This is a genomic window from Novosphingobium sp. AAP1, from assembly GCF_001295765.1.
In the GTDB taxonomy this organism is placed as follows: domain Bacteria; phylum Pseudomonadota; class Alphaproteobacteria; order Sphingomonadales; family Sphingomonadaceae; genus Novosphingobium; species Novosphingobium capsulatum.
The window spans coordinates 488,571-508,097 of record NZ_LJHO01000002.1 but is presented as its reverse complement, the minus strand read 5'-3'; the positions used below and the strand labels follow the sequence as shown (position 1 = coordinate 508,097).

General features: G+C 67.3%; 18 protein-coding genes. All 18 read right to left on the bottom strand.

Features of this window, described 5'->3' with window-relative positions; translation table 11 throughout:
- Nucleotides 1-9: 9 nt before the first annotated feature.
- Genes IP65_RS06225 through IP65_RS06140 form a run of 18 tightly spaced genes read right to left on the bottom strand, consistent with a single transcriptional unit; the run spans nucleotide 10 to nucleotide 19,504 of the window.
- Nucleotides 10-1,122: a nucleoside hydrolase gene (locus tag IP65_RS06225; protein ID WP_022676737.1), complete on the bottom strand. Its 1,113-nt coding sequence runs from the start codon at nucleotides 1,120-1,122 to the stop codon at nucleotides 10-12.
- Nucleotides 1,103-2,119: an adenosine deaminase gene (locus IP65_RS06220; protein ID WP_022676738.1), complete on the bottom strand. Its 1,017-nt coding sequence runs from the start codon at nucleotides 2,117-2,119 to the stop codon at nucleotides 1,103-1,105. The genes IP65_RS06225 and IP65_RS06220 overlap by 20 nt, the downstream gene beginning before the upstream one ends.
- Nucleotides 2,112-3,434: a guanine deaminase gene (gene guaD / locus IP65_RS06215; protein WP_022676739.1), complete on the bottom strand. Its 1,323-nt coding sequence runs from the start codon at nucleotides 3,432-3,434 to the stop codon at nucleotides 2,112-2,114. The genes IP65_RS06220 and guaD overlap by 8 nt, the downstream gene beginning before the upstream one ends.
- Nucleotides 3,427-4,380, bottom strand: a complete 954-nt coding sequence (xdhC, locus tag IP65_RS06210; RefSeq protein ID WP_054131132.1) for a xanthine dehydrogenase accessory protein XdhC — start codon at nucleotides 4,378-4,380, stop codon at nucleotides 3,427-3,429. Before xdhC ends, guaD begins: the two co-directional genes overlap by 8 nt.
- The gene (gene xdhB / locus IP65_RS06205; RefSeq protein WP_028658269.1) at nucleotides 4,377-6,695 is read right to left on the bottom strand and encodes a xanthine dehydrogenase molybdopterin binding subunit; all 2,319 of its coding nucleotides are present in this window, start codon (nucleotides 6,693-6,695) and stop codon (nucleotides 4,377-4,379) included. Before xdhB ends, xdhC begins: the two co-directional genes overlap by 4 nt.
- Nucleotides 6,688-8,124 carry a xanthine dehydrogenase small subunit gene (gene xdhA / locus IP65_RS06200; protein ID WP_022677852.1) on the bottom strand — a complete coding sequence of 479 codons (1,437 nt, stop codon included), beginning with the start codon at nucleotides 8,122-8,124 and terminating at the stop codon, nucleotides 6,688-6,690. Before xdhA ends, xdhB begins: the two co-directional genes overlap by 8 nt.
- 1 nt (nucleotide 8,125) lies before the next feature.
- Entirely contained in the window at nucleotides 8,126-8,452 is a 327-nt protein-coding gene (gene uraH, locus IP65_RS06195) for a hydroxyisourate hydrolase (RefSeq protein ID WP_028658268.1), read from the bottom strand.
- Nucleotides 8,449-9,903, bottom strand: coding sequence for an NAD(P)-binding domain-containing protein (locus tag IP65_RS06190; RefSeq protein ID WP_022677850.1), 1,455 nt, complete (start codon nucleotides 9,901-9,903; stop codon nucleotides 8,449-8,451). Before IP65_RS06190 ends, uraH begins: the two co-directional genes overlap by 4 nt.
- The gene (gene uraD / locus IP65_RS06185) at nucleotides 9,900-10,340 is read right to left on the bottom strand and encodes a 2-oxo-4-hydroxy-4-carboxy-5-ureidoimidazoline decarboxylase (protein ID WP_022677849.1); all 441 of its coding nucleotides are present in this window, start codon (nucleotides 10,338-10,340) and stop codon (nucleotides 9,900-9,902) included. Before uraD ends, IP65_RS06190 begins: the two co-directional genes overlap by 4 nt.
- Nucleotides 10,337-10,717 (bottom strand): oxalurate catabolism protein HpxZ, encoded by a 381-nt coding sequence (gene hpxZ, locus IP65_RS06180; protein WP_022677848.1) that lies wholly within the window; start codon nucleotides 10,715-10,717, stop codon nucleotides 10,337-10,339. Before hpxZ ends, uraD begins: the two co-directional genes overlap by 4 nt.
- The gene (gene puuE / locus IP65_RS06175) at nucleotides 10,714-11,610 is read right to left on the bottom strand and encodes an allantoinase PuuE (protein ID WP_054131131.1); all 897 of its coding nucleotides are present in this window, start codon (nucleotides 11,608-11,610) and stop codon (nucleotides 10,714-10,716) included. Before puuE ends, hpxZ begins: the two co-directional genes overlap by 4 nt.
- Nucleotides 11,607-12,800, bottom strand: a complete 1,194-nt coding sequence (locus tag IP65_RS06170) for an alanine--glyoxylate aminotransferase family protein (protein ID WP_082349895.1) — start codon at nucleotides 12,798-12,800, stop codon at nucleotides 11,607-11,609. Before IP65_RS06170 ends, puuE begins: the two co-directional genes overlap by 4 nt.
- Nucleotides 12,801-12,843: 43 nt before the next feature.
- Entirely contained in the window at nucleotides 12,844-14,076 is a 1,233-nt protein-coding gene (locus IP65_RS06165; RefSeq protein ID WP_022674656.1) for an allantoate amidohydrolase, read from the bottom strand.
- On the bottom strand, nucleotides 14,070-15,659 hold the full coding sequence (locus tag IP65_RS06160; protein WP_054131129.1) for a gamma-glutamyltransferase family protein: 1,590 nt from the start codon (nucleotides 15,657-15,659) through the stop codon (nucleotides 14,070-14,072). The genes IP65_RS06165 and IP65_RS06160 overlap by 7 nt, the downstream gene beginning before the upstream one ends.
- 8 nt (nucleotides 15,660-15,667) lie before the next feature.
- On the bottom strand, nucleotides 15,668-16,603 hold the full coding sequence (locus IP65_RS06155; RefSeq protein ID WP_028658121.1) for a 5'-methylthioadenosine/S-adenosylhomocysteine nucleosidase: 936 nt from the start codon (nucleotides 16,601-16,603) through the stop codon (nucleotides 15,668-15,670).
- Nucleotides 16,604-16,611: 8 nt separating this feature from the next.
- Complete coding sequence (locus IP65_RS06150; protein WP_022677263.1) at nucleotides 16,612-17,925, bottom strand: solute carrier family 23 protein; 1,314 nt, start codon at nucleotides 17,923-17,925, stop codon at nucleotides 16,612-16,614.
- A gap of 8 nt (nucleotides 17,926-17,933) precedes the next feature.
- The gene (locus tag IP65_RS06145; RefSeq protein WP_054131128.1) at nucleotides 17,934-19,286 is read right to left on the bottom strand and encodes an AtzE family amidohydrolase; all 1,353 of its coding nucleotides are present in this window, start codon (nucleotides 19,284-19,286) and stop codon (nucleotides 17,934-17,936) included.
- Nucleotides 19,283-19,504 (bottom strand): hypothetical protein, encoded by a 222-nt coding sequence (locus tag IP65_RS06140; RefSeq protein WP_022677264.1) that lies wholly within the window; start codon nucleotides 19,502-19,504, stop codon nucleotides 19,283-19,285. The genes IP65_RS06145 and IP65_RS06140 overlap by 4 nt, the downstream gene beginning before the upstream one ends.
- Nucleotides 19,505-19,527: the final 23 nt, after the last annotated feature.

Below are 19,527 nucleotides of genomic sequence, written 5' to 3'. Positions count from 1 at the left end.
CCGCCCGGTTTACTTGCCCACCAGCCGCGCCAGCATCGTTTCCATTTTCGGCACGTCGATCGCCAGCACCACGTCCTGCGCCTGTTCGCCCAGGCCGGGATGATAGGCTTCGTCCCAGCTCAGCGTGTCGCCATAACCGGCGCCTTGCTGGCTTTCGAAATCTATCCATAGCCTGCGGTGCGTGGCAACCACGGCGGGATCGAGCCAGACTGCGGCGGCAATCTCGTCCCACAGCGGAAAGCCGGGCTCCAACTGCTTGATAAAGCGATCGACACCCGTGCGCGCAGCCTGGCCCAGCCGGGCGATCAGGGCCGGGCTCAATTGCGTCGCCGTCGACGGATCGACCGGCACCATGGTGATCTTGCGCCAAGGCGATCGCGCCATGATGCTGGCTGCTTCGGGATCGAAGCGAATGTTGAACTCGCGCCGGGGGTTGTTGACGAACTCACGGGCGAAATCGGCCGCCGCGCGGTTGTTCAGCACCTGGCGCGGGGCAAGGCTGCCGCCCATATAGACCAGTTCCTTGGCCAGGCCGGCAAAGGCGGGATCGAGCCGCTGCGCCAGGGCCAGGTTGGTCATCGGGCCGCAGGCAACGATGGTGATCTGGCCGGGATACTTGTGCACCATGCGGATCAGGAAATTGGCGGCGATCTCGTCGGTGGCATGGGTTTTGGGGTTGCCGCCGGGCAGGTCCACGGCATCGAACGGGCCGTGATAGGGCGGCGGGGTTTGCTGCGTGTCTTCCACCCAGCGTTTCATGAACGCGCCCTTGAACACCAGCGGACCGTGCGCCTGCTCCCATCGCTCGGTCGCTACCTCCGAATTGAGCAGCGGAAACGTGGCGCCCGCCACCACCGGCACATCGGTGCGGCCGATCCATTCCAGCCCGCGCAGCGCCTGCGCCGTCACGCGGTTGGCCCAGGCATTGCCAGACACCGTGGTCAGGCCCAGCACCTCCACATCGGGCGATGAAAGCAGCATGACCTGCATCAGGCCAAAGCCATCATCGTCGATGATCACCTTGCGGCGCTCCGGCGCGGCGTGGGCGGCGCTGGCCACCAGCAGCAGCACGCTTGCTGCCAAAAGGCGCGCCGCGCCCTGCTTAATGCGCTGCAACAGCATAGGCATCGATATCCTTGATATGGCCGGCAATCACTTCTTGCGGCAGGAATGACCCAGCAAAGCTGTTGCGCGCCAGCTGCGTCAGTTGTTCATTCGACAGGCCGCGCGCCCGCGCCACGGCGAGGTAGTTGTCGACCACGTAACCGCCAAAATAGGCCGGATCATCGGAATTGACCGTGGCCGCAAGGCCCAGGGCCAGCATGCGATCGAGCGGATGATCAGCCAGGTCTTCCACGACGCACAGCTTGTGGTTCGACAGCGGGCACACCGTCAGCGTCATGCCCTGCGCGGCCAGGCGGGCGACCAGGCCTTCGTCTTCCAGCGCGCGGTTGCCGTGATCGATACGGTCGACATGCAAAAGGTCCAGCGCTTCGTGCACATAGGCCGGCGGGCCTTCTTCCCCTGCATGGGCCACGCGCTTGAGGCCTTTGGCGGCCGCAGCGGCAAAGACCTGCTCGAACTTGCGTGGCGGATGCCCCACTTCCGAGGAATCCAGCCCCACGGCCGTGATCTGGTCCAGCCAGGGTTCGGCCATGGCCAGCGTGGCAAAGGCCGCATCTTGCGAGAGATGGCGCAGGAAGCTCATGATCAGGGCGCTGGTCATGCCGTGGCGCGCCTGCGCCTCGGCCATGGCCGAAAGCAGGCCTTCGATCACTTCGGCAAAGGGCACGCCGCGATCGGTATGGGTCTGCGGATCGAACATGATTTCGGCGTGGCGCACGCCATCGGCCGCCGCGCGATCGAAATAGGCCATGGCCAGATCGTGGAAATCCTGCCGGGTCTGCAACACACCGGCACCGGCATAATAGATATCGAGGAAATCCTGGAGGTTGGAAAAGGCATAGGCCGCGCGCACGGCCTCCACGCTGGGGTAAGGTAGCGCGATGCCATTGCGCTTGGCCAGCGCAAACATCAGCTCCGGTTCAAGGCTGCCTTCGATGTGCAGGTGCAGTTCCGCCTTTGGCAGGCCGCGCACAAAGGCTTCAAGATCAACCACACAATGCTCCTTCCTGGCGCGCGGGGGCGGCGCGCTTGTCCCACGCGCATTCGCCCATGATCCAGGTTTGCGCAACCACCCTGTCATCCCCCAGGATCTGCATGGCAAAGAGCCGCTCAGCCAGGCTCGCCCCGGCGCAGCGCCGTGCCAGCAACGGGGTTGCTGCCGCATCCAGCACCACGAAATCTGCCTCTTGCCCCACCGCCAGGGCGCCCACCTTGTCAGCAATATGCAGCAGCCGCGCGCTGCCCGCCGTGGCAAGGTAGAGCGCCCGGAACGGATCGAGCCGTTCTTCGCGCGCCAAGGCCGCCTGATAGGCCTGCCCCTGGGTGTAGAGCATGGAAAAACTGGTGCCGGCGCCAATATCGGTGCCCAGGCCCAGCTTTACCCCGTGCCGGTCTGCCTGGCCAAAATGAAAGAAGCCCGATCCCAGGAACAGGTTGGACGATGGACAAACGGCAATCCCCGCCCCGCTTTGCGCCAGGCGCGTGCACATGGCGTCTGACAGGTGGATGCCGTGGGCAAACACGCTGCGTTCGCCCACCAGGCCAAAGCGATCATACACGTCGAGGTAATCGCTGGCCTGGGGAAAGCGAGCTGCCACCGCCGCGCACTCGTGGCGGTTTTCCGCCAGGTGGGTGTGCAACAGCACATCCGGGTGCGCGGCGAGGAGCGCGCCGGCCATGGCGAGTTGCGCGTCGGAGGAGGTTAACGCAAAGCGCGGGGTGATGGCATAAGACAAGCGCCCTTTGCCCGCCCAGCGCTCGATCAGCGCCTCGGTCTCGCGGCGGGCACTTTCCACGGTGTCTTTGAGGCCATCAGGCCCGAGGTCCATCAACACCTTGCCCGTCGCCACGCGCATCCTGCGGGCCAGCGCTGCTTCGAACAGCGCATCGACCGAACCTTCGTGGACGGTGGGGAACACCAGCGCCGATGTGGTGCCATGGCGCAGCAGTTCGTCGAGGAACGCCGTGGCCAGGGCATCGGCATGGGCCCGATCGGCAAAGGCCTTTTCGGCGGGAAAGATGTGCCGCTCCAGCCAATCGAGCAGCTGTTCGCCGTGCGAGGCAATGCGATCCATTTGCGGATAGTGCACATGGGCATCGATGAAGCCGGGCACGATCAGGCCTGCGATCGGCGTCACCGGCACATCGGCAAAACGCGCAGCCAACATGGCATGATCGCCGCGTGCGACGATGATCCCGTCTTCCACCACCAACAGGCCATCGGCGTGGTAGGCGACGGCATCGGGCGTGTGCAGCGGATCATCGCCCACGCTCAGGATTTCGCCACGAAAGGCGCGCAGGTTACCCAAGGATCGAAACTTTCTCTTTCTTTTCGGCCGCTTCCTGCGGCAATTGAAGAAGCTGTGCCAAGACCGCAATCGCGATCACGTCCGGCTCCTTGCCGGTGATACCGGCCATGCCGATCGGGCAGGTGAGCCGGCCGGGCGTGGTTGCATCCAGGCCTTCGGCTTGGAGACGCGACACGAAGCGCGCCCGCTTGGTGGCCGAGCCGATCAGGCCGACGAAGCCAGGCGATGGCCGCTGCAGCGCGGCGCGGGTCAATTGATAGTCCAGCGCATGATCATGCGTCAGGATCACGATCGCCGCTTCCGCCGGTGCCTCGGTCACGCAGGTGGCGATCGCGTCTTCCGGCACGATGGTGACACCGTCCAGGCTTTCGAACATCGGCCGGGTATCGAACCAGCACAGCCGCAACGGCAGGCCAGCCATGTGGCGGGCGATCGCCTGGCCCACGTGGCCTGCACCAAACAGATAGACCGGCCGCCGCCACTGCCCCACTGCCTCGAGGATGCGAGTGCCGGCTGTGGGCCGCTCGCCCCGCGCGGAAAGCGCGCTGGGCTGCCCTTCGATAATCCAGTGCCGGTCGATCCGTGCCGCCCCGAACTGGCTGACCAGCAGCGCGCCTTCAACCATGCCCTTCAACGGCACCAGACCTTGCGCATCAAGGTGTTCGACCAGCAGCCGCACCCGCCCGCCACAGCATTGGCCCAGCAAGGGGCCGAGCGGATAATCCTGGATGCGCCAGGCGCCGGCCGGCAGTTCGAGCACGCGGCGCGCCTGTTCCTGCGCCTGGAATTCCAGCGCGCCGCCGCCGATCGTGCCCCAGGCGCGCGTGGCGCTGACCAGCATGCGCGTACCCGGGCCGCGCGGCGCCGATCCTTCGCACGCCAGGACGGTGATCATCGCCAGCGGCTCTTCCTGCGCCCAGCCGCGGGCCATGTCCCACCACATCATGGCGCCGTGCCCCGCTGCCGCGCCAGCGCGGCAAGGATGCGCTCTGGCGTGGCCGGGGCATCGAGCGTGGGCCAGCCCACCGCCGGGTTGCAGGCGGCAATCGCTGCGCCCAGCGCGGAGAACACCGCGTTGGCCAGCATGAACGGCGGCTCTCCCACTGCCTTGGAGCGATGGATCGTCGGCCGGTGGTTGGCGCCGTCCCATAGGGCAACAGTCAGGCGGTCGGGACGGTCGTTGGCAGTGGGGATCTTGTAGGTGGACGGCGCATGCGTCAAAAGCGCGCCCTCGTCGTTCCAGACCAGTTCCTCGCTGGTCAGCCAGCCCTGCCCCTGGATGAAGCCGCCCTCGATCTGGCCCTTGTCGATCGCCGGGTTCAGCGATCGTCCGCAATCGTGCAGGATATCGGCGGCCAGCACGCGGTGTTCGCCGGTCAGGGTATCGATCACCACTTCGACCAGCGCCGCGCCATAAGCAAAGTAATAGAACGGCTGCCCCTGGTGCGCCGCGCGGTCATAATGCAGATCCGGTGTGGCGTAAAAGCCGGTGGACGATAGCGAAATGCGCGCCATATGGGCGCGGCGGCACAGCACCGGCCAGGGGATCGTCTCGCCGCCGGCGCAAACCTGCCCATCGGCAAAGACCACGTCGTGCGCCGCGCCGCCAAAGGTCCGCGCGCAGAACTCGGCCAGCCGCCCCCGGATCGTCTGCGCGGCATTCAGCGCTGCCATGCCATTGAGATCGGCCCCCGAAGAGGCCGCCGTGGCCGAGGTATTGGGCACCTTGTCAGTGCGCGTGGCGGTGATCCGCACCTGATCCAGCCCCACGCCAAAGGCCTGCGCCACCACCTGCGCCACCTTGGTATAGAGGCCCTGCCCCATCTCGGTGCCGCCATGGTTGATCTGGATCGAGCCATCGGCATAGACGTGCAGCAGCGCGCCCGCCTGGTTGAGGTGGGTGGTGGTAAAGCTGATCCCGAATTTCACCGGGATGAGCGCGAGCCCTTTCCTGAGGATCGGGCTTGTGGCGTTGAACCGCGCAATGGCCGCCTGCCGCTCGTCATACCCGGCCTCTGCCCGCAGCCGCGCGATCAGGTCTGGCGCGATATTGTCGGCCACGACCATGCCATAGGGCGTCACGTCGCGCCCGGGGCCATAGAGATTGGCGACACGCACCGCGAGCGGATCGCGGCCGAGATGCCCGGCCACGGCATCCATCACCCGCTCGATCGCCAGCATGCCCTGCGGCCCGCCAAAGCCGCGAAACGCCGTGGCCGAGACCATGTTGGTCTTCAGCCGTTCCGAAACGATTTCCACCGCCGGCAGGAAATAGCAATTGTCGGCATGGAACATCGCGCGATCATTGATCGCTGGTGAAAGATCAACCGTGGCGCCGCAGCGCGAGGCAAGGCGCAAGTGCAGGCCGGCGATCTTCCCTTCGCCATCGAAGCCGACCTCGTAATCCACCACGAAATCGTGGCGCTTGCCGGTCTGGACCATGTCATCGTCGCGATCGGCGCGAAACTTGGCCGGGCGGCCAGTGTGATGCACCACCAGCGCAGCGGCGGCGGCATAGAGCGCGGCCTGGCTTTCCTTGCCCCCAAACGCGCCGCCCATGCGCCGCACCTCTACCGTGACATCGGCCGAAGACCGACCGAGCAGGTGGGCGACAAGATGCTGCACCTCGCTGGGATGCTGGGTGGATGACAGCACGTGGACCTGGCCGTCTTCGAGTGGCCGGGCGAGAGCAATCTGCCCTTCGAGATAGAAATGATCCTGTCCGCCCATCGCCAGTTGCCCGGCAAGGCGATGCGGCGCGGCAGCCAGCGCGGCGGCAGCATCGCCCCGCGCCATGCGCTGGGTCGGCTCGATCAGGCTGTGCTGGGTGCGGGCCTGCTCGACCGTCAGGATCGGCTCTTGCGCGGCATAGATGATCTTGCCCAAGCGGGCGGCCTGGCGCGCCGCGCGGCGGCTCGTCGCGGCCACCAGGAACACCGGCTGGCCCAGCCATACCACCCCGTCCTGCGCCAGCAGGCGATCGTCCCCGGCCACGGGTGAAACATCGTTCGCGCCAGGGATATCGGCGGCGGTATAGACCGCGACCACGCCCGGCGCCGCGCGCACGGCGGCAAGATCCATCGCCACGATCTGCGCCCGCGCCTTGGTGGACGTGCCGAATGCCAGGTGCAGCAGGCCGGGCAGTTCCGGCTCGTCATCGATATAGCGCGCTTGGCCCGCGACGTGCAGATGCGCGCTATCGTGGCGCTGGCCCATGCCGACTACCGGGCCGGCGGGTGGGCGTGTCAGAGTGTCAGCCATGGGCCACCTCCTGCACGCGGACCGGCAAACCCTGGGCCTGATGCCACAGGCGCCACACCAGATTGCCGGCCGCTTCCAGCCGATAGGCCGCGCTGCCGCGCACATCGCTCAGCGGCGCGAAATCGCTACGGATCGCCTCGGCCGCAGCGGCGATCGTCTCTGCCGCAAAGGGCGCGCCGGTCAATGTCGCCTCGGCCTGGTGTGCGCGGCGCGGGGTGGCTGCCATGCCGCCAAAGGCCACGCGCGCAGCGGTGATCACGCCCTGTTCCACGCGCAGGCAAAAGGCACCGCACACGGCCGAGATGTCGCTGTCAAAGCGTTTCGAAAGCTTGGAAATATGTATGATATCCTGCGGGCCGGGGCGCGGAATGAACAGGCTTTCGACGAATTCGTCGGGGCTGCGGTCCTGCTGGCCATAGGCGATGAAGAAATCGTCGAGTGGCATGGTCCGCCGCCCGCGCACCGATCGCAGCGTTAGCATGGCGCCTAGCGCGATCAGCGCTGGCGGGCCATCGCCGATCGGTGAGCCATTGGCGATATTGCCGCCGATGGTGCCGGCGTTGCGCACCTGCAAACCGCCGATGCGCCTTACCAGTTCGCCCAGATCGGGACTGAGCCGGGCCAGCGCCGCGTGGGCATCGGCATAGCGCACCGCGCCGCCGATCGTCAGGCCCTGGTCGGTTTCCGCGATCGTGCCGAGTTCGGCGACGTCGCCCACGAAAATCACCGTTTCCAGATCGATCAGCTTCTTGGTCACCCACAGGCCCACGTCGGTGGCACCGGCGACGATGCGCGCCTCGGGATATTGTGCCAGCAGCGTAGCAAGGGCATCGGCACTGTCGGGAATGAACCAGCCCGCCGTGCCGCCATTGGGCAGCCGCGCCTGGCCCCACGCCGGCCCGGATACCGCCGCCTGGCGCAACAGCGCGAGCAGCGCGGCATCATCCTGCGCCAGACGCGAATGCTGTGCGCCAGCGTCCAGCAGCGGGCCATAGCCGGTGCAGCGGCAGAGGTTTCCGGCCAGCACGTCGCCCACCGGCAGCTCTGCCCCCACCGCGCCGATGGCGCGTCCATGCAGCGACATCACGAAGCCGGGCGTGCAGAACCCGCATTGCGATGCGCCGTTGCAGGCCATGGTCTGCTGTAACGGGTTGAGGCCGGTTCCGAGCCCGTTCACGGTCAAAACCGCCTTGCCATGCAGCATTGGCAGGAACTGGATGCAGGCATTGACCGCGCGCCAGATCAGCCGATCCTCGCGCGCCAGCGGCGTGCCCACCAGCACGGTGCAGGCGCCACAATCGCCCTCGCCGCACCCTTCCTTGGTGCCGGTCTTGCCGGCCCGCCCGCGCAGGAAATCGAGCACGGTGTCGCCGGGCGCGACATCATCGAGCTCTACCAACTGACCATCGCAGACAAAGCGCAACGCCATGTCAGCTGCCCCGATAGGTGGAATAGGCATAGGGTGAAGCCAGCAAGGGTACATGATAATGCCATTGCACGCTCACCCCGAAATGGATCGGCACGACATCGAGAAACGGCGGATCGGGCAGTTCTGCGCCCTGCGCGCGGAAATAGTCGGCGACGTGGAATGCCAGGGTATAGGCGCCCTGCTCCAGCGCGGGAAAATCGCGCAGGCGACCGTCAGCGTCGGTCTCGCCCTCGGCCAGCAGGCTGTCTGCCGACCACAGCATCACGCGCATCCCCTGCGCCGGGCGGCCGCTCGTGGTGTCGAGCACATGGGTGGATAGCGTCGTCATGCCGCTGCCTCCGCCACAGAGGCCGGGCGTGGCCATTGGCCCACGAACTCTTCCTCGTCATAGGCGACGAATTGCGCGAGCAGTTCCTCGCGGTCGTCCAGGAACAGCTGGTCGGCGATGCCACGCACCAGGCGGGGCAGCGCGTTCTTCATCCCCGACAGCGCCGAAGCGGACAGCCCCAGGCTGATCAGCGCCGAATAGTTGAATGCAAACAGCCCGTGCAGCAGCGGCGCATCGGCCGCGTGGCGCGGGGTAAATTCGAACGCGGGCCCCAGATAGGGATGCGCGTCGATCAGCGCGTTACGCTCGCCGTCGGGCATGGCCACGACATCGCCCCACAGCGCGATATGCGGCGCCAGTGCGGCCAGTTCAGGCCGTAGGCGGGGGTCTGAAACGAGGCCGGTCGAAAGGATCACGAAGTCGAAGGCAAAGCGATCGTGCGGCGTCGTCACGATCACCTGCCCGTCTTCATAGGCGACACTTTCCCACGGGCTGGCCAGATGCAGGGCAAAGCCCGGCCAGCTTGCCGCGCGGTTGAACGTATCGTTGGTCGGCGGCTGGTTGTGCGACAGGAATGCCGCCATCGCGCGATACTTTTCGGCGTCAGACAGCGCGGGATAGCGCGCGGTAAAGCCTACCCGCTCCATGAAGCGGATCGGGTTGATGCGCGGCAACACGCTGCGACGCATGAACACGTGCACTTCGCCCACGCCCTCGCCCAGCGCCCAGTTGGCATTGTCGAACGCGCTCGCGCCTCCGCCCAGAATGCCGATGCGCTTGCCCTTGAGCGTGGCGAAGTCGATCGGCTCGCTGGTGTGGGCATAGGCGTGGCGCGGCAGGTGTTCACGGATCATCGCCGGGGTGTGCCATTCCCCGCCGCCCTGGATGCCGGTAGCCAGCACGACCTTGCGGGCGAGCACCATGCTTCCATCCCCCAGTTCCACGCCATAAAGGCCATCGCCCACATGCGTGATGCCCGTGACCTTGGCGTCATTACGCACCGGCAGGTTCAGCACGCGGCGATACCAGCGCAGGTATTCCATCCACACTCCGCGCGGGATCTTGTCGAGCGTATCCCATGCCGATGCGCCGAAACACGCGCTAAACCAGGCCTGCGGCGTCAAAGCCGGAATGCCGTAATCGATAGGCGTCAACCCCTTGGGCGTGCGCAGCGTGATCATCCGGGCATAGGTTTCCCAAGGCCCTTCAAACCCTTCGGGGTTTTCGTCGAGCACCAGGATGTTGTTGATCCTCTCGCGCCGCAGCCCGAACGCGGTGGCCAGGCCGCTCTGCCCGCCGCCCACGATCACCACGTCATGGACATGGCCCTGCGGTGCCGTGCGCGGGCGCGTCCAGTCCGGGCCGAAGCAATCGACCAGTGCCAGTTGGCGTGCCAGTTCGGCTTCCAGCGCGGCAAGCGCCTGGGTATCGATCGCGTGCAGGTCGGTCATGCCATGTCCTCCAGTCGGAGCCGGGTGATCTTGCCGATTTCGGCAAGCGCCGTGGCGATTTCGGTATCGGTGTCGTGCTGCGTCCGCGCGGCCATCGCGGCCAGGATGCCGGCCTTGTCGGTTAGCCGCACGCAGATGATAAACGGCATGTCATGCGCGGCGCGATAGGCAGCGTTGAGCGTGTGGAAGCGGGCGAATTCCTCCGGGGTCAGCCGGTCGAGCCCGGCCGAGGCCTGCTCTGCCGCCGAAGCCTGCGTCAGGCTGCCATCGATGGCGGCCTTGCCGGCCAGTTCGGGATGGGCGCGGATCAGGGCAAGCTGCTCTTCACGCGTGGCGGCATATACCACCGCCATCAGGTCGGCATGGCGATCGCCCGAAGCTGGCGCGGCATCGGCGCGTTCCTCAACCCAGGGCGAATGCTCGAACAGGGCGGTCAATGGCTGTTCCCTTCCAGGCTGACATGGGCCGACACGACTTTCCAGCCATCGGCAAACTTGACCCAGGCCTGGCTCTGCCGGCCGCGCTGTTCAGACCCTTCGCGAAAGAATTCGGCGTCGGCCGTGGCAAACCCATCGCCATAGACGGTAATCGCCACGCGCCCCAGGCGGCGTTGCGGCGATCCGCCGCGCCCTTTGCGAAATTCGCGGATCGCGTCGATGCCATAAAGCACTTCGCCCACGCCAAAGCGGTTGGTGGTGGGCGCATCGTGAAACAGCGCGTCCATCGCCGGAATGTCATCGGCCATCAGCGCGCGCTCATAGGCGGCAAAGGCAGCCTCCACCTCGGCCAGCAGGACGGGATCGTTGATCGTCATGCCGGTTGCTCCGCACAAGGGTGGGTGGCGATCCAGTGGTGGGCGATATCGAGCCGCGTGGCGATCCACGCGCGCCCGTCGGCCATCACATGATCGACGAACCGCGCCACCGCCCGCGCCCGGCCCGGCCGCCCGGCAATGCGTCCATGCAGGCCCACGCTCATCATCCGGCCGCCTTCTTCGGCCAGCTGGTCATAGGTATCGCGCAGATAGCGGAAGAACTGCTCGCCCTCGGTAAAACCATTGAGCGCGACCATCTTCATGTCGTTGGCGTCAAGGCTATATGGCACGATCAGCTGCGCCCGGCCGTGCCTGGCGTCCCAATAGGGCACGTCGTCGGCATAGCTGTCGGCATCATAGACAAACCCGCCTTCCTCGGCGACGATGCGCGCGGTATTGGGGCTGGTGCGGCCCTGATACCAGCCCAGCGGCCGGCTGCCGGTCAGCTGGGTATGAATGGCGATGGCCTGGGCGATGTGCGAGGCCTCCACCTCTGCCGCCACGTCCTGGTAGTCGATCCAGCGATAGCCGTGGCTGGCCACTTCCCATCCGGCGTTCAGCATGGCGTCAACCGCCACCGGGTTCATAGCCATGGCCGCTGCCACGCCAAACACCGTTACCGGCACGCCGCGTTCGGCAAACAGGCGGTGCAGCCGCCAGAACCCGGCGCGGCTGCCATATTCATAGAGGCTTTCCATTGCCATGGCCCGGCCGGGATGACGCGCGGCGCCGACCATGTCTGACAGGAATCCTTCCGACAGCGCATCCCCGTTGAGCACGCAGTTTTCCGCACCCTCTTCATAGTTGATGACAAAGTTCACCGCGACGCGCGCGCCGCCAGGCCAGTTGGCCGCTGGCGGCACCGGGCCATGACCGATCAGGTCGCGCGTCATGCCGCCATCACCGCGTCCCAGGCGGCCAGCGCGGCGGGCACGGCCGCGCCCAGCGGCAGGGCCACGCCCTGGGCGGCAAGGCAGGCTTCGAGCGCGGCCAGGGTGATCAGCACCTTGTGCTTCATCGCATTGTAGCCCATCGCTCCGAGGCGCCAGATCTTGCCGATCAGCGGGCCGAACGCGGTGCCGATCTCGATCTCGAACTGCTCGCGCATCGCCCGGCGTACCGCCTCGCCATCCACACCTTGCGGAATATAGACGCCGGTCACGTTGGTCATGCGGTGCGCGTCGTCGCCAAACAGCGTCAGGCCCATGGCGCGCAGGCCCGCGCTCATCGCGGCGCCGGCGGCCCGGTGGCGGCGGAACCGCGCGTCGAGCCCCTCACCCAGCGCGACCCGCGCGCATTCGCGGGCACCATAGAGCATGGTCGTCGCCTCGGTATGGTGGTTGAGGCGCTTTTCGCTCCAGTAATCCATGATCATCGCCAGGTCGAAATAGTTCGACGGGATGCGCGGCCCCGCGCCATCCACCGCATTGGCAGCGCGGATGCCCTTTTCATCGTGGCGGCGGGCAAAGATCGCCTGCGCCGCGGCATCCGACACGGTGATCGGCGCACTGCCTGATGGGCCGCCCAGGCATTTCTGCAGGCCACCGGTGATCACGTCGGCGCCCCAGCGATCGGCGGCGATTTCCATCCCGCCCAGCGTGGCCGTGGCATCGACATAGACCAGCGCATCCACCTCGCGCGCGATCGCGCCGATATCGTCCAGCGGCTGGGCCATGGTGGTAGAGGTATCACCATGCACGGTGCAGATCAGGCGCGGGCGCACCCGCAGCGCAGCAGCGCGGATCGCCTCCGCCGGCACGACTTCACCCCAGGCCGCGTCCACCGTTTCGAAGCGCGCGCCAATTCGCAGCAGGATTTCCTGCAAGAGCAGGCCAAAGCGCCCAAAATTGATTACCAAGGCGGTTTCACCGGGCTGAATCAGGCTGACAAGCGATGCCTCGATGGCGGCACGGGCGGTCCCGTCGATCAGCATCGTCCAGCGGTTCTGCGTGCCGAAGACCGGGCGATAGAGCGCCATGACCTGGTTCATGTAGCCGGTCATTTCCGGGTCGAACTGCCCCAGCAGATCTGCGCTCATCGCCCGCAGCACGCGCGGATGGGCATTGACCGGCCCTGGCCCCATCAACAGGCGCTGCGGCGGGTCGATTTCGCCAAAAAGCAGGGGATCAAGCACAGGACGCTCCCAGATTGTCGATAAAGCCCAGCATCACCGCCAAGGCGCCTTGCGCGTCGGCCGGTTCCACATGCTCGGCAGGGTTGTGGCTGATGCCGTCGCGGCAGCGGATGAACAGCATGGCCGTGGGGGCCAGATGCGCCAGGTTCATGGCATCGTGCCCAGCACCGGAAACCAGGCGGCGCGGAGGATGGCCGGCGGCCACCAGCGCGGATTCCAACTGCTCCATCAGCGCCGGATCACAGGGCGAAGGCGGCAGATCGTGGATCAGGCGGTGGCTGACGCCCAGGCCGCGTTGCGTGGCAATCGTCGCGATCTCGGCCAGGATGGCCGCCGCCGCGCGGTCACGCCGCACGGCCTCGCCGGCACGCACGTCGATGGTAAAGCACACGTGCCCGGCGATGACGTTGGCCGCGCCAGGCGCCGCCTCGATCCGGCCCACCGTGGCCACCAGATCGCTGGCGTCGGCCTGGGCGATGCGCTCGATCGCCAGGATCATCTCGGCCGCACCTGCCAGCGCATCGCGGCGCAGCGGCATGGCCGATGTTCCGGCGTGGCCGGCCAGGCCCGTTACCGTTACCTCGTAGCGCAGTTGCGCGGCGATGCCGGTTACCACGCCCAGCGCCAGCCCCTCGGCTTCCAGCACCGGTCCCTGCTCGATATGTGCCTCGAGATAGGCCAAGGCGCCGCGATGGCGCGCAGCCAGTAGGGTTTGCGGGGAAAGGCCCCATTCGCCCAGTGCCTCGGCCAGTGCAACCCCTTGGGCATCGGCCATCTCGGGCACCGTATCGAGCAGGCCGGCGAGTGCCTTGCTGGTCAACATCGCGGCGGGAAAGCGGCTGCCTTCCTCGTCGCCAAAGGCGATCACCTCGATCGCGAAGGGCATCCGGCGTCCGGCGGCATGAAGCGCGGCGATGCATTCGATGCCCAGCATCACGCCAAGCGGACCATCATAGACGCCGCCATCGCGCACGCTGTCGATGTGGCTGCCAATGATCAGCGGCGGCCCATTGCCGGTGCCGGGATAGCGCCCGATGAGGTTGGCCGCGCCATCCACATGGGTGGTCATGCCGGCCTCTGCCATCCACGCAGCAAGCTGTGCCAGGCTGGCGCGGTGCGCGGGGGACAGCCACCCGCGATAAAGCCCGCCGGCCATGTCGGAAAAGGGCGCCTGGCCCAGCGCCCGGCAGCGCTCCACCGCGCGCATCCCACCGCCGCTCACCATGCGGCAACACCCCCGTCGCTGCGCGGATCGGTCGCGCCATACAGCGCGCCATCGGCCTCGCGCACCACCGCCCCGGCATGGCCCATCATCGCGGTCAGCGGGCCGACGCGTTCCACCACATGGCCGGCTTGCTCCAGCGCGGCATAGACGGCCGGATCGAGCCCGTCTTCGATCTTGAGCGTGGTGCTGTCCTCACCCCAGGTGCGGCCCAGCAGCCAGCGCGGCGCCGATATGGCCTCCTGCAGGTCCATGCCGTGCCAGACATGACGCGAGAACAGCGCGGCCTGGGTCTGCGGCTGTCCTTCCCCGCCCATCGTGCCATAGGCCATCACCCGCCCGTCGGTCAGTTCGGCCAATGCGGGGTTGAGCGTGTGGAACGGCTTGCGCCCAGGCTTGAGCGCGTTCCAGCCGGTTTCGGCCAGGCGGAACGATGCGCCCCGGTTCTGCCAGGTGATCCCGGTTTGCGGCAGCACAAGGCCAGAGCCGAATTCGAAATAGGTGCTCTGGATCGCCGAAACCACCTGCCCCTGCGCATCGGCCGCGCCAAACCAGCAGGTATCGCCCCATTGCGAAGGCTGCGGCCAGGGCAGCGCGCGGTCCGGATCGATCTGCGCGGCCATCGCGGCGCGTGCGTCGGCATCATCGAGCAGGCCTTGCGCATCACGCGCCATATAGGCCGCATCGCCGCAGTGCGCGTCACGCCACAGGAAGGCCTGCTTGGTCGCTTCCACCAGCGTATGGACATGGCCAAAGCTTTCGCCAGGGCCGCAGCCGGCCTGTTCCGCCAGGGCCAGGATCAGCAGCGAGGCGATACCCTGCGTGGGCGGCGCGCTGTTGTAAAGTCGCCCGGCCTGGGTCGCCACGGAGAGCGGCGCAGGCCGCAGCGCGCGATGGGCGGCCAGGTCTGCGGCGCCCACCGGGCTACCCAACGCGCCAAGATCGGCCGCCACCAGATCGCCGAGCGCGCCGGTGTAGAAATCTTCGATCCCCGCCTCGGCCAGGCGGCGCAGTGTCTGCGCCAGGGCGGGCTGGCGCAGCACCTCGCCCTCATTCAGCGGGCGTCCGTCTGGCTCGAACGTGGCCGCGTAGGCGCCAGGCTGCGCGCGCAGTTCCGGCCCCTTGGCCAGGGCCAGCGCGGCATGGCCGGCAGTGACGGCAACGCCGGCTTCGGCAAGGGCAATGGCCGGGGCAAGCAGGCGGCTGAGCGGCAGTGGCGCCGGTTCGCTGGCCAGCACGGCCTGCCAGGCAGACAGCGTGCCCGCCACGGTATTCGCCGCCAGCGGCCCACGCCACGGCACCGTGGCATGCCCCGCATAGCGCGCCAGATCAGCCGCTTGCGCCGCGCCGCCCACGCCATGCACGCCATGAACGCGGCCGTCGCTCTCGCGGATCAGCCAGAAGCCATCGCCGCCGATCCCGGTCATGTGCGGATAGACGACCGCCAGCGTCGCGGCGACCGCGATTGTCGCCTGCGCAGCGCTGCCGCCGTCTTTCAGCACATCGAGGCCGGCCTCTGCAGCCAGGTAATGCGGTGCCGTCACGATGCCGCCACGTCCGCTGACGGTGTGAAGAGTTCGTGCCATGGCGCCGCTCAATCCGGCAGGCCAGCGACGAAAGCGCGTACTACCGTGGCCGCGTTTACCGATGCCAGGTGATCGAACACATATTCCATGTTGCGATCGGCGTCCCCGCCCGCCAGGTCAGACAGCGAGCGGAACACGATCGCCGGCACGCGGTTGGCATAGGCCACCTGGATCACCGCGGCGCTTTCCATGTCGAGCAGGCGGGCATGCCAGGCGCGGAACAGGTATTCGCGGAATTGGGCATTGTCGGCATAGACGCCGGCCGAAACGCCGGTGCCGCCCACCTCAACCTTGGGATCATGCGGCAGGCACAGCTTGGCCTCCGCGCTCATCCCGGACGAAGGCGCCACGCAGCGCTTGAGCGTGAGGCCGGCAGTCACCTTGCGGGCCAGCGCGACAAGCGCGGGATCAGCGTCGAGCAGGATGTGGTTGGTAGCAGGCTGCGCCGCATTGCCCACGCGCGTGCCATTGGGAAAGATGAACTGCCAATTTTCCGGCGCGCCGGCCGGGCTTGGCGCCGGGGTCTGCCAGCCGTGGTCGGTCTGGCGGGCAAACATCACTTCCAGATACTGGCCCCAGTGTTCGGGCACGGCAACGTCCCCGATATTGAGCGCCGGGTCCACCCCGCCGGCCACGCCGGAAAAGACCACGCGCTTGACCTTGAAATGGTCGATCGCCAGCTGGGTGTTCATCGCCGCATTGACCATGCTGACGCCACTCGACATCAGGATCACCGGGCGCCCCGCCAGCGTACCCAGCACGATCTCGCGATCGTTGATCTTCACGCGGCGGCCATGGGTGATCACCGCCGCCATGGCTTCCCATTCGGGGGCATAGGCGGTGAGTACCAGCGTACGCGGCGTGGGATCGAGCACAGTGGCCGTGGCGTGGGCGGCCTGCGGCAGGGCGAGCAGCGCGGCAGCGGCCGCCAGGATCGCTTTCATCCGCCGCATCACGCTGCCCCCATCCACACGAAGCGGGCGACGAACAGCGCCGCCAGCACGAACAGGAACCAGTCGCTCTTGCGCGCCCGGCCGCGCAGCAGGGTCAGCACGGCATGGGCGGTGATGCCCAGCGCCAGGCCATTGGCGATCGAGAAGGTGAGCGGGATCATCGCCACGGTCAGGAACGCCGGGATCGCCGCCATCGGGTCTTCCCATTCCACCTCGGTCAACGGCAGCAGCATCAGGCCGCCCACGATGATCAGCGCCGGGGCGGTGGCCGCCAGCGGCACGAGCTGGGCATAGGGCGCTACAAACATCGTGGCAAAGAACAACACGCCGGTGACGATCGCGGTCAGGCCGGTGCGCCCGCCAGCCTGCACGCCGGCCGCGCTTTCCACGTATGACGTCACCGTGCTGGTGCCGGCCAGCGCGCCCACCATGGTAGCCACGGCATCGGTGATGAGAATGCGGTTGAGGCCGGGAATGCGCCCCGCCTTGTCCATCAGGCCGGCGCGCTTGGTCACGGCCACGAGCGTGCCGATATTGTCGAACAGATCGACGAACAGGAACACGAAGACGATCTCGACCACCCCGCCCGACAGCTTGAGCACGCCGGGCAGATCGAGCTGGAAGGCGGTGGCCGTCAGCGCATCGAGCGAGTAGGGCTGCGGCGCCACGTGAACCATGCCGGCAAACCACCCGACGAGCGTGGTGGCAACGATGCCCAGCAGCATGGCGCCGCGCACGTTCCACACCGACAGCACGCCGATGATCAGCAGCCCCAGCAGCGCCAGTGCCGGCCCCGCGCTCTTGAGATCGCCCAGCGCCACCAGCGTGGCCGGATTGCCCACGACAATGCCCGCATCCTTAAGCCCGATGAAGCCGATGAACAGGCCGATGCCCCCGGCCACGGCGGCAAACAGATAATTCGGGATAACTGCCACGATCAGCTGGCGCACCCCGGTCAGCGTCAGGATCAGGAACACCAGCCCCGAAATCATCACGCAGCCCAGGCCCACCTGCCACGGCACGTGCATCTGCCCCACCACGGTGAACGCGAAATAGGCGTTGAGGCCCATGCCCGGTGCCAGGGCCAGCGGCGTATTGGCGGCAACCCCCATCAGGATCGAGGCAAAGGCCGCGGCAAAGCATGTCGCCGCCGCCACGGCCGCCACCGGCATTCCCGCCTGACCCAGGATCGAAGGATTGACCAGCACGATATAGGCCATGGTCAGGAACGTGGTGGCCCCCGCCACCACTTCGGTGCGCAGGTTCGTGCCGCGCCCGGAAAAATCGAAATAGGCGCCGATCCGCTGCGCCATGCCACCTGTCATTGCCGTTCCCCTGCGAAATCTTGCGGCGCGAGTGCCCCCGGCGCGGTTGCCCCGACCACGCCCTGTTCTTCCAGCATTTGTGCACACGCGAAAAGAGCCGTTTCGCCATGGCGCCTGCCGATCAGTTGCAGCCCCAGCGGCAATTGCCCGGGCCGCGCCAAGGGCACGCACAACGCGGGCAGCCCCAGAAACGTGATCGGCTGGGTATGAATGCCCAGATCGGCCCGCGCCGGCACCATGGCGCCATCGATCAGGATGCGCGGATCGGCGATAAGCGGCGCGACGCAGGGTGCGGCGGGCGCGACCAGCACATCCACGCCCTGCGCTTCGAACAGCGCGTCGATATCGGCCCGCGCCTGCGCCCGCAACGCCTGCGCCGCATCATAGAGCGCGCGGGGCAGCAGGCTTCCGGCAATCAGCCGGTCGCGCACGGCGGGATCGTATTCCAGTGCCGCGCGCGCCAGGTCGGCGCGGTGCAGGTTGCCGCCTTCATAGGCCGTAATAAGGAACGCCGCCGAACGATACCGCGCCAGATCGGGCAAGGTGAGGCACGGCCCCTGCCCCACGACAGCGGCGATCGCCACGCGCTGTGCCGGATCTAGGTTTTCGGCAAAGCGACCGCCCAGCATGCCCACACGCGGCGGCGCCAACGGCGCGGCGTCGGCATGGCCCGACAGGATCGTCCAGATCGCGCGCAGATCGGCCAGGTTGCCAGTAAACGGCCCGATGTCGTCAAAGCTGTGGGCAAAGGGAAAGGTGCCATCCACGGGCAGATCGGCATGCGTGGGCTTCAGCCCATAAAGCCCGCACAGGCTGGCCGGCACGCGGATCGAGCCATTGGTGTCCGATCCCAGCGCAAAGGCCAGATGCCCGGCCGCCACCACGGCCGCCGATCCGCCGGATGATCCCCCCGCCAGGCGCGTGGGATCGTGCGGGTTGCGCGTGGTGCCATGGTGAGCGTTGATCGTGGCAAAGCCATAGGCGAACTCGTCCATGTTCAGCGTCGCCACCAGCACGGCCCCGGCATCGCGCAAGCGCGTGATCGCCACGGCATCGCTGGCGGCCGGCGCGGCATTGGCGCGCACCGCCGAACCGGCCGTGGTTACCTCACCCGCCACGTCGAACAGATCCTTGACGCCATAGGGCACCCCGGCAAGCGGGCCAGGATCGATCCCTTGCGCCACGTGTGCGTCGATCCGCGCGGCTTCGTCCAGCGCGCGGGCGGGCAACAGGCGGGTAACGGCAACATGGCGATCGGCCGCCAGGCGCGAAAGCGCCGCCTGCGCCAGATCGAGCGCGCGCACGCGCCCGGCGCGTACTGCCGCCGCCTGCTCCAACGCCGCAATCATGCCTGGTCGTCCCCGGCAAAGATCGCGGCATGGCGGGCCAGCAGCGCGAGGTTCGCCACAACGCCGGGCAGGCAGGGCGCCGGAATCTGCCACCCGTCTTGCCCGGCGCGGGCTTGCGCCTCTGCCTCGGTACGGGGCAGCGCTTGGGCGTCGTGCGGCGCTGCGGCGCGGTGGTTCGGGACGGGATCGGCCATGTCGGTGGCGATGATAGCTGCCACCCCCCTATCGATCCAACGCAATG